At 57.2% G+C, this 9,856-nt stretch carries 8 protein-coding genes; all 8 read right to left on the bottom strand.

The window, feature by feature from the left end; translation table 11 throughout:
- Positions 1–1,879, bottom strand: a 1,879-nt coding sequence (locus O3A94_16540; GenBank protein ID MDA1357860.1) for a pyruvate kinase, incomplete at its 3' end; no start/stop codon positions are given.
- 31 nt (positions 1,880–1,910) lie between these two features.
- Positions 1,911–2,696, bottom strand: a complete 786-nt coding sequence (locus O3A94_16535) for a glycosyltransferase family protein (GenBank protein ID MDA1357859.1) — start codon at positions 2,694–2,696, stop codon at positions 1,911–1,913.
- Positions 2,696–3,898 (bottom strand): UDP-4-amino-4,6-dideoxy-N-acetyl-beta-L-altrosamine transaminase, encoded by a 1,203-nt coding sequence (gene pseC / locus O3A94_16530; protein ID MDA1357858.1) that lies wholly within the window; start codon positions 3,896–3,898, stop codon positions 2,696–2,698. Before pseC ends, O3A94_16535 begins: the two co-directional genes overlap by 1 nt.
- Positions 3,899–3,920: 22 nt before the next feature.
- Positions 3,921–5,345 (bottom strand): NAD-dependent epimerase/dehydratase family protein, encoded by a 1,425-nt coding sequence (locus tag O3A94_16525; GenBank protein ID MDA1357857.1) that lies wholly within the window; start codon positions 5,343–5,345, stop codon positions 3,921–3,923.
- Positions 5,346–5,376: 31 nt separating this feature from the next.
- Entirely contained in the window at positions 5,377–5,820 is a 444-nt protein-coding gene (locus O3A94_16520; GenBank protein MDA1357856.1) for a dTDP-4-dehydrorhamnose 3,5-epimerase family protein, read from the bottom strand.
- A gap of 23 nt (positions 5,821–5,843) precedes the next feature.
- Entirely contained in the window at positions 5,844–7,658 is a 1,815-nt protein-coding gene (locus O3A94_16515) for an ABC transporter ATP-binding protein (protein ID MDA1357855.1), read from the bottom strand.
- 15 nt (positions 7,659–7,673) lie between these two features.
- Positions 7,674–8,321: a CDP-alcohol phosphatidyltransferase family protein gene (locus O3A94_16510; protein ID MDA1357854.1), complete on the bottom strand. Its 648-nt coding sequence runs from the start codon at positions 8,319–8,321 to the stop codon at positions 7,674–7,676.
- A gap of 173 nt (positions 8,322–8,494) precedes the next feature.
- Positions 8,495–9,856, bottom strand: a 1,362-nt coding sequence (locus O3A94_16505; protein ID MDA1357853.1) for a hypothetical protein, incomplete at its 5' end; no start/stop codon positions are given.

The following is a 9,856-nucleotide window of genomic DNA, read 5'->3' as shown; positions in this document are numbered from 1 at the left end:
GAATTTCATCCGCGGCATAAAAATCGCCGACGCCGGTATGGTCTCTGCCGACGATGAAGTGGGAGCAACCCATATTCTTGCGGCACAGCGCGGTGAACACCGCCTCGCGCGGCCCGGCGTAGCGCGAATAGGTGGCGAAGCTGCCAAGCACCACTTTTCCTTCAGGATAGAGCCCCTGATCAAGCATTATCTGATAACTGCGCATGATCGGCTCGGGCAGAAAATCACCTGCTTTTTTGGGGCCGATGACCGGACTCACGTAAAGCCCGTCCGCACCGCTACGCTCCAGCGCGCTCAACTGAATATGTTCATGCACCCGGTGAATGACGTTACGCGTATGAAATCCGACCACCCGGATCCAACCCTTGTGATTAAAGACGAAGCGCGATTGCGCTGGGGTGAGTTCGAATTGGCGATAGGGCGAAGGCAGACGGGCGATGAGGGTGATATCGCCAGCGACAAAATAATCGCCGCCCTTGGCGAGGCGCGCCACGCCGGGATGATCGAGAGAAGCGGTACCGAACCAAGGTTCGACAACAGCGTCAAAATTCACCGGATAAACCTCGGATACTTCGAGCAACGCGTGCGCCACACCCGCCTCGCTCGCCAGCGCGATGCTCTCGCCAGGATGAATTTTCTGAGCTCGCGCCGCGTCGACCTGAAGGACAATCGGCAAGGTCCAGGCGTCGCCCTCCGGCACACGGTTTTCGCGTAACACCGATGCCAACATATCCTGCGTCATGAATCCGGTGAGCGGTGAATAGGTGCCATGGGCAATCTGCTGGCAATCCATCAGCACATTGCGATCAACTGTGAGACGCGCCAGACGCGCCAGCTCGTCCGCCGCCGGCGCCTCTTGCACACGATGCACCAGCCGGCCGCCATGCGGCTCGACCAGGAGCGAAGCCGATTCGAGATCATATCCGCCGGCCGCGGCTTCGGGTCCGGCCTCATACTCGCGGATCAATTTTACAATCATGCTGGCGCAGGCGACGGGATGGGCGCCGATCGCCGTTTCCGCCGCCAGGACCAGGCCATCAACACCATCGACGAGCGTGTTATAGACGTCATTGACCTCGGCGCGGGTGGGGCCCGGCGCGGTAATCATCGATTCCAGCAAATTGGTCGCGACATAAACCTTACGCCCGGCCACCTTGGCCATACGCACGATATGTTTTTGCAACGCCGGAATGCGCTCGACCGGAAATTCGCGCGACAGATCGCCTCGGTCGATCAACAGACCATCGGATTTTTCGGCAATGGCAGACAGATTCAAGAGGCCGTTGCGGCATTCGATTTTTGAAATTACGAATGTCTCGTCGCCGACGATCTCGCGTATGGCATCCACATCCGATGCTCTGTTGGCGAAAGACAAGGCCGCGTATTTTAGCCCTTTCTCCCGGCCGATACGGAGTGCCGCACGGTCCTTCTCACTCAGCGGCGGCAAGTCAATGGGACGCTCGACCGTGACCGCCTTGTTCTGGCCGATCATGCCGCCGGTCAAAACACGCATCATGGCGCCCGCCGCGGTCATCTCAGTCACTTGCACCAGTACCGCATTAAAATCGATGCTGACAAAATCACCAACTTCAAGCGAATCGACAATGCCATGGGGGTAAAGGCTGAACGCGCGCGCATCACCCATCACGGCCTCGCGCCGGGCGCAAATCACGGCGCTCTCCGATACCGAAACACTACCCTCTGAAAGGCTGCCGGTGCGAATTTGCGCACCTTCGCTGTCGAGGCAAACCGGCACGGTGCTGTGCGCCTGAATAAAATCGATGATCTCGACCACATCCTCAATTTTGGTGTGCGAAAGGTTAATGCGGAACAAGGTCGCACCCAATTCCTCCAAGCGAGCCAGGACTCGTTTGTTCATTGAGGCCGGTCCGATGGTGCAGAAAATTTCTTTAGGCATGCGGCTCGCTTTTAAGTTTGGATGGTTTGTTGACGGCGCCGAAGGGGGCGCTTTTGGTGGTGTCGTGGCGGGCTCGGTTGATCTCGCCGATCTCTGGATAGGCGGCGAGAATCGCAACAATGGCGGCGGCGGCAAAGCCGTTTGGGCCGGGCGGAAGATGGGCAAACAAGGCCTGAAAAAAAGCGTAATCCTCGGGGTAGTCCAAGGTCCAGCGACCGTGCCCGGGAATTCCGGGCGGTGCCGCTAGGTTGACGCGGGATAGGCCGCCCTTCTCACGCATCCAAGGCGAGACATGCTCGCGTTCGAAGGCCTGATCGGCATTGTCGGCGGCAGCCTCCAGCGTGGCCCGTGTGAAGGCTTCGCAGTCCAGTCCGTGCGGCCACGATGCGGGCATATTGTTGGCCGCATAACCCGCGCCGGTTTGACCGCGCAGGTCGAGCAGCGCGCCGCAAACCGCCGGATCAATGGCCGGGCAATCGCTCGTCACGCGGAGCACCACATCTGCTTTCGCCGCGCGCGCCGCGCCGGCGTAGCGCGCCAGCACATCCTCGGTCGAGCCGCGGTGGACCGATGCGCCATGGCGCGATGCTTCTTCTGCCACTGCATCATCCTCGGCCAAATCCGTCGTGGCACAACACACACCGTCGATGCCCGGCACAGCGGCGCACCGCGTTAGGACATGGCCGAGTACAGTATGCGCCGCAAGCGGCAGCAAAATTTTTCCGGGCAGGCGTGTCGATCCCATGCGCGCCTGAACGATAGCGATGGTCCGTCCCATCAGCGCACACAGGCAAGCACCGCTTCGACAACCCGCTCGCAATCGGAATCGCGCATGGCCGGGAACAGCGGAATGGTCAGTGCGGCATCGTAATATGCCTCGGACTCAGGAAAATCGCCCCGTCTGTAGCCGAATTTTTCCTGGTAATAGGGCTGCAGATGGAGCGGGATATAATGAACATGCACGCCTATCTTACGGGCGCGCAATTCCTCGAAAATCTGCCGCCGACTTATGCTCAGGCGATCGAGGCGAAGACGCAGCATATAGAGATGCCAGCCGCTCTCCCGATCTGCCTCTTGATGGGGTGGAATAAGCAGCTCTGATTTACCGAAGGCAGTATTGTAAAATGCCGCAATCTCGCGCCGCCGAGCCAAAAAACCGTCAAGCTTGGTCAATTGGCTAAGACCAAGCGCGCATTGGATATCGGTGATGCGGTAATTAAAGCCGAGTTCCTGCATTTCGTAATACCACGGCGCGCGGTCATCCGCATTGGCTTCAGCGTGGCCGCCGCAATCTTTGTCGGCTGCCTGGTGTGCTAGCTGCATGGCGGCACTATTATTTGTGATGCCATGGGTGCGAAAAAGGCGTAGCGCGGCCGCAAGTTCATCATCATCGGTGGCGATCAAGCCGCCTTCGCCCATCGCCACATGCTTGACCGGGTGGAACGAAAAAATACTCATCGCCGCCAAGGAGCCGACCGGGCGGCCTTTATAAGTCGCGCCGAGTGCGTGCGCGGAATCTTCGATAACCGCGATACCGTGGCGCGCGGCGATCTCATTGATTTCGTCCATATCCGCCGGTTGGCCGGTGTAATCGATCGGTATGATTGCCTTGGTGTTTGGCGTGATGGCGGCCTCGAGCTTTTCGGGATCAAGGCAGTAGGTATCGGCGCGAATATCGACAAACTTGACGCCGGCGCCGAGAAAAAGAGCACAATTTCCACTTGCGGCAAATGTGATCGGCGCCGTGATAATTTCGTCGCCCGGGCCGACACCGGCGGAATAGCAGGCGCAATGCAGCGCCGCCGTACCGGTGGCAACGGCGATGCCGTGCTTGGCACCGACGCGCGCAGCGACCGCCGTCTCGAAGGCGGCAATATTTGGCCCCTGGGTGAGCCAATCGCCACGCAACACTTCCACCACCGCCGCGATATCGTCTTCGTCGAGGCTCTGGCGCGCGTAGGGAATAAAATCTTCGCTCATGTTTCGCTCTCGCTTCGGCGCGTCATTCGAAGGCCAAATCCTGGACCGTTTGCAGGTTGCTATAGCCCGATTGATCAAGGTTGCCGAGGTCACCGGATTCAAGCGCCGCCTTCAGCTCCTGCACGCCGGCGGCGACGTTCGTATCGATTTTAAAGTCGAGCACCTGATGCAATTTGGTGCAATTCACCCGATAGTTTCTTGGGTCGACTGTCGTGTTCATTCGATTGACCGTCATCTCGGGAAAAGCCTCGGCGACAAGATCGCCGATCGCATTGATGGTATAGTTCTGTTCGCTATCGCCAACATTGAATATCTCGGCACGGACCGCATCGAGCGGCGCATCGAGTACGCTGACGATCGCCTTCGCCACATCGCCGACATGAACATGCGGGCGCCACTGATCGCCGCCGAAGAGATCGATGGCGCCGCGCGTTGCGGCGTGTTTGGTCAATGTGTTGACGACAAGATCGAAGCGCGCCCGCGGCGAGCAGCCATAGACCGTGCCGAGCCGGAGAATTGTCGGCGCAAACAATTGATTGGGCCGGCGCGCCATGGACAGCACCGCCTCCTCCACCATCAGCTTGATCTTGCCATAGAGGCTGACCGGCGCCGTGGCCGACAGTTCCGTCAAAAATTCATCGGGGTTGGCGCTGGCGCCGTAAACGCTGCACGAGGAGGTGTAGACGAAACGGTTGATGTTGAGATACTCGCACAACTGGGCAAGCGCCGTTACAGCGAGATAGTTCGTCTTCAGCGCCGTTTGCGGTGCTTGCGCCACGGCCGGATCACCGACCAGCTCGGCCAAATACACAACCGCATCGACGCCGTCAACCGCTTTAACCAAGGTGTCTATATTTTTGGCGTCCCCTTCGACAATATCGATTTCCGCATCGAGCCCTTCGAGCGATCGGCGGCCATATAGAAAGAGATCGAGCACCCGCACTGCCCATTTGTCAGCGAGTAATTTACGCACCAAAACCGAGCCGATATATCCGGCGCCACCGACCACCAATACGGTACGTTGGCGCGGCGAAAAGTCACTGCCTGGTGCACGCATCAACAACGACTGCACATCGATCATGCCGAGCGGACGATGTGCCGTATCGACGATCGGAACCATGACGTGCATCTGTTCAGTGGCATAGAGCGCCTTGAGACGGTTGAGCGCTCCGTTGATGCTTTCCTCGCTCTCCAGCTCGGCATGGAGGATTGTCACAGGCGTGTGGTTCATCACCTCACTTAGCGATGTGGAGCGTACCTGGCCATTCAAAATAGCGCGCCGCAAATCTCCGGCGGAAACGATACCTTGAAGCCGCCGGTCGTCATCAACAACAGCGACAATCGCGCCATAGCGATCCTCCAGACTTTCAAACGCTGAGGATATGGACTCATCCAAGCCGAGCGTGGGCAACGGCACAAGACGGTCGGTTCTTGATGTTTCAGTCATGATTCAAAACAGGCGGGCAGCAACGCTTGATCTAGCGCGGAACCACCGTCCATGGATTCCAGAAATCAAAAGGGTAACGCACATCGTCGTCGAGGCTGTCGTCGAGCGCTACGGTTGAAAAGAAGAACAGCCGGGTGTCAGGCCGCAGCGTCATAAAGCCATGGGCATAGCCGCCGGGCACATAGAGAACGCCCGGCTTATCCTCGGCCAGCACGAATTTATTGATTTCGAGCGCCGGATCGGGCGCCGCCCAATCATCGACTTTAACGGCGGCAAGAAGCGCCGCGCCGCTCGCCACATAAACATATTTGGCTTCCTGTTTGTGGGCATGCCAGGCACGCACAAAACGTGATTGATGATTGGACACGACGTAAAAGCGCCGTATCGCCGCCATGTCGAAATCGTTGCAAAACTGCAGCTTGCCACGATCGTCCACGGCACTGCCGCCGTTGATAAATTCAAGACCGCTATTCATCCTGTGCTCTCAATATTATTCTCTCAGGCGGCATCGATTACCATCGATCCTTGCTGCTTGGCAAAGGCCATAGCATACCAGCCACCGCGTGCTATCAACGCCGCGTGAGTACCCGTATCGCTAACCCGGCCCGCCTCAATAATCGCGATTTGGTCGGCAATCGCAACCGTCGAAAGGCGATGGGCAACGACGATAATCGTCATGTCGGTTTCCCGGCGAATACGCACCAGTGCGTCGCGGAATTTTTCTTCCGCATCGGCGTCCAAATTGCTCGTCGGTTCGTCGAGAATAAGTATTGGCCCGCCGCGCACCAGGGTGCGGGCCAGATCGAGACGCTGGCGCTGCCCGCCTGAGAGTCGCACGCCATCTTCGCCCACGGGTGAATCGTAGCCCTGCGGTAGCACCGAAATAAAATCATGGGCGCCGGCAAGACGCGCCGCCGCTTCGATATCCTGCTGCGACGCTGCAGACCCGCCATAAGCGATATGCTCGGCAATACTGGCATTAAACACTTGAGGAGATTGCGGTGCATAAGCGATACCGGCGCGCAGGCTTTTTAAATTGAATTCGGCCTGGGGTGTCCCGTCGAATAATATTTGCCCGACGCTGGGCTCGCGCAACAGCGGCAGAAGATCGATCAGGGTCGATTTACCCGCGCCGGAGGGACCCACCAAAGCGGTAATGCGGTTGGCCGGGATCGTGAGGTCGATGCCGTTCAGGGCGGCGGTATGGGCGTCGGCGTAACTGAAGCCGACACCGCTATATTCGATGGCGGTATGAAGCGCCTTGAAAGGCCGTGCGCCGAACTCGCTTTCACGCGCCTGCGCCATCTCATCAAATCGGCCTTGCAGCACATTCAGACTGCCGACGAACGCCACCAGAGACTGGCGCGCTCCCATCACCCCGCGAACCCGTGGCATAAGCCGGAGAATGGCGGCGAGGAACAAGCCGATCTCGCCGAGCGACAAATCGAATACGACAAAGCCTAAATACAGAAAGCCCAGGATGGCCACGGCGCCAAGAATTTCGACCACAGCCGCAACTCGCGCACCAAGCGCCAATACGAGTAAATAGCGGCCATATTGGTGCCATGCGATTTGCTTCATGGCGTCGGATTCCGCTTCCTCAGTACCGGAGAGGCGAATGAAGCGGTGCGATTTGAGGCGTTCTACAAGGAAGCTACTGAGCGCCTGATTGGACTGCGTGAGTTCTTCGCCGACATCACGACTTCTACGGATCATGCCACGCACGCCAAGTGCCGCAATCGCCAAAATTGGTAAAACCGCGAGCGCCATCGGCGTGGAGACGGCAAGCGCCAGTCCGAAATAGACCGAAATTAACATCACCCCCCCGACCAGGGTGAGAACCTGAAAGACACAGCTCGATGCTCGCTCCGCCTCAGTTGTGAAATCGTTCACGGCCAGCCCAAGCTCATCGTTCTCGCTGTAAGACAGCCGGGTATCAAGATAATGGCGGAATGCCTTTTCCCGTAAATCGCGAATGACACCGAAGCGTGCAGCTCCGGCAAAGACCGTGCGACCATAAACAAAGGCGATTCCAGCAGCGAGAAACAGCAATGACGCTATTAATAATGCGGGCAGCGATATCTCGATGCCGAACCAACCAAAGATGGCGGCAAGCCATTTCCAGAGCGCCGACTGGGCAGTCAATGCGCTCACATCTCCGTAGCCTTCGAGGTAATCGAGAATCGGCAGGATCATTCCGATCCCGATTCCTTCGAAAAACACACTGACCAAGTCCAGCACAAGAATAGCGACCGCAGTTGAGCGTGGTAGCCCAAGCATGGCGCAAACAGCAAGAAAGCGGCGTAGCGTCATTGCTCAGTCGATTGCTCAGTCAGCGACATGAACCGTGTCATTACCATTTTCGTTTATGGATTTTCCCATATGAACTGCTTGGCGCTTGCGGCGTAGAACAGCGCTCGCCTGAGCCACGATCATCACCAACCACGCCAAATTGGCGCTCGCCCCGACAACCAGCATCACGCCGAGGTAAACCCAACCGCCTTTTGGCAACAGTAAGAGCCATGGTGCAAAGCAATAGAGATTCGCGACCAACCTCACTGGCCGATTACTGATTCGCTCAAAATGTGCGATCCCGGCCTTTTCCTCATCGCTCAATGGCCCCGACCGTGAGACCATCCATTCGCGCACAAAGCTAAATCGATGACGCGCGATACCGGTGAGCAAGGCGCCAATGCTGACAAAGCCTCCAACTGCCAAGGCCGTGCCATCGCCGTGCGCTACCCACATTCCGAGACCTATCGCGAGCGGGGTGGTGAACAACACAATGTCGTCGACAAACCCATCGATGAACTTGCCCCAATAGTTACCCCCGTCGTGTAACCGGGAAAGATTGCCATCAACACAATCGAGAATATAGGCGATGGCGTAAATGACGAGTCCAGCAACCAAGGCCCCGTAATTACCCAGTGCAAATAGCACAAGAGCAATAGCGCCCATCGATAAGCGCATCACCATCACTTGATCTGCGTTCAAGCCGGCGTTGTAGAATGTCGGCGTCATCAAATTAGCGAGCGGTCGTCCAAAATAAGCGAGGCAAATCGGCTCTGGACCCGCTGAGCGAAACGACATGCGCACCTCGGCGAGCCCAATCCGCCGACGACGGGCGTGACCACTCTCAGATCCTTGTGTCACGCACCCTCCCGCAAGACAGTTTCTGCACCGTCGGCCAAACCCTCGATCAGTTGCGCATAGGCCCCATCTACAGCTGCGGGATCTATGATGTCTGGTGTTCGGAAATCGTAGCCTTGCAGATCGAACGAAGATTCGATAACGGCCTGAAGAAATCCCTGCCCGGCCCGTTTCGCCGCAACCTCATCAATCGAGCCGCTGAGCGCTGTTTGCAGGCAATGCTTGAGGTCACGACTCTCGCGCACTTCCAGGACATGAGGTAAAATGCGGTAGAGATTGTGATGGCCAAACACAATAACCGGCTTGCCACGAACGGCGGCTTCAAGTCCGGCTGTTCCATTTATCGTGACAACCGCTTCTGCTTGCCGCGTCACATCGAGCCCGAGTTCCATCATCTCCAACAGCACCACATTCTTGAACGCCCGAATTTGTTCATAAAAATTATCGGGCCGCCGCCCGACCGCAGCAAAAGTCTCCTTGACGGCGAGTAGCACGCCGGCTGGAAGGTCGCGCGCAATAGAGGCGATGGCCTCAAGCTGAAAAAAATACTCAGGAGAGAGTGTTTGGAGCGACGTTTCAGGCTCTGTTTGCAACGGGAAAAACACAAACTTTCGACCCTCAAGGTCCTTTAGAGGTACAAGGCCGCCACGGCGTAAATCGCGCGTTTGGCGCCATACGCGAAGATGGAAAGCAAGTTGTTCCGACAGGTAGTATCCTTTCGCTTTCTCATAACCCCGCAAACGCCAGTAGACATATTGTACTGTCGCGTGTGTCATTTTGGATAAACGACTCGGTAGGTTGGATTGCGCTAGGAAATGCCCGCGATTAACAACATGACTGTGATACGGCGCATCGATTTCGAGCGTCGATTCGGCACCATTGTTGAGGCCGCGATATATTCGCTCAACAGCCGGCATTTCCCAAAATTCATTGACCGACCAGTAATGGTAATCTTTGTAGCGCGAACCCGCCAAAAGTCGCACGGGTATGCCTTCAGCACGAGCCGCCGCAATCAGCAATCTGTCACCCCAAAGTACGAGACCAGGGCGTTTCTCCTCAATTTCGCGTTTCCAGAAATCGATGGCCCTGTTGTAGGCGTTGGTAATATGCCGGTAATCAGCATCGCTATAGCGTGAGCGCGGGTGATGAAAACCTGCAAGCGCAAAGCCACGGCCAAAATGGCGATCAGACACCGCGAGTTCATTGTAGGGCAGACCAAGCCACGCTTCGTGCTCATTTGCGCGCGCCCATAATTCTTCATCTGGCGGCACCGGCTCATCCAAGGCGGCATACAGTCGGGCACCACATTCAATGCTGGTAAATAATCCTTCTGGTGCCCGCGCGCGGTAATGTTCAACCTG

This window comes from Pseudomonadota bacterium (genome assembly GCA_027624955.1).
GTDB lineage: Bacteria > Pseudomonadota > Alphaproteobacteria > UBA828 > UBA828 > PTKB01.
The sequence above is the reverse complement of the archived record's forward strand: the minus strand, read 5'-3'. Positions and strand labels throughout refer to the sequence as shown.

Coding starts and splice junctions, on each gene's coding strand:
- O3A94_16515 (MDA1357855.1), bottom strand. CDS start 7,658: ATGACGCTACGCCGCTTTCTTGCTGTTTGCGCCATGCTTGGGCTACCA.
- O3A94_16535 (MDA1357859.1), bottom strand. CDS start 2,696: ATGGGACGGACCATCGCTATCGTTCAGGCGCGCATGGGATCGACACGC.
- O3A94_16525 (MDA1357857.1), bottom strand. CDS start 5,345: ATGACTGAAACATCAAGAACCGACCGTCTTGTGCCGTTGCCCACGCTC.
- pseC (MDA1357858.1), bottom strand. CDS start 3,898: ATGAGCGAAGATTTTATTCCCTACGCGCGCCAGAGCCTCGACGAAGAC.
- O3A94_16520 (MDA1357856.1), bottom strand. CDS start 5,820: ATGAATAGCGGTCTTGAATTTATCAACGGCGGCAGTGCCGTGGACGAT.
- O3A94_16510 (MDA1357854.1), bottom strand. CDS start 8,321: ATGGTGATGCGCTTATCGATGGGCGCTATTGCTCTTGTGCTATTTGCA.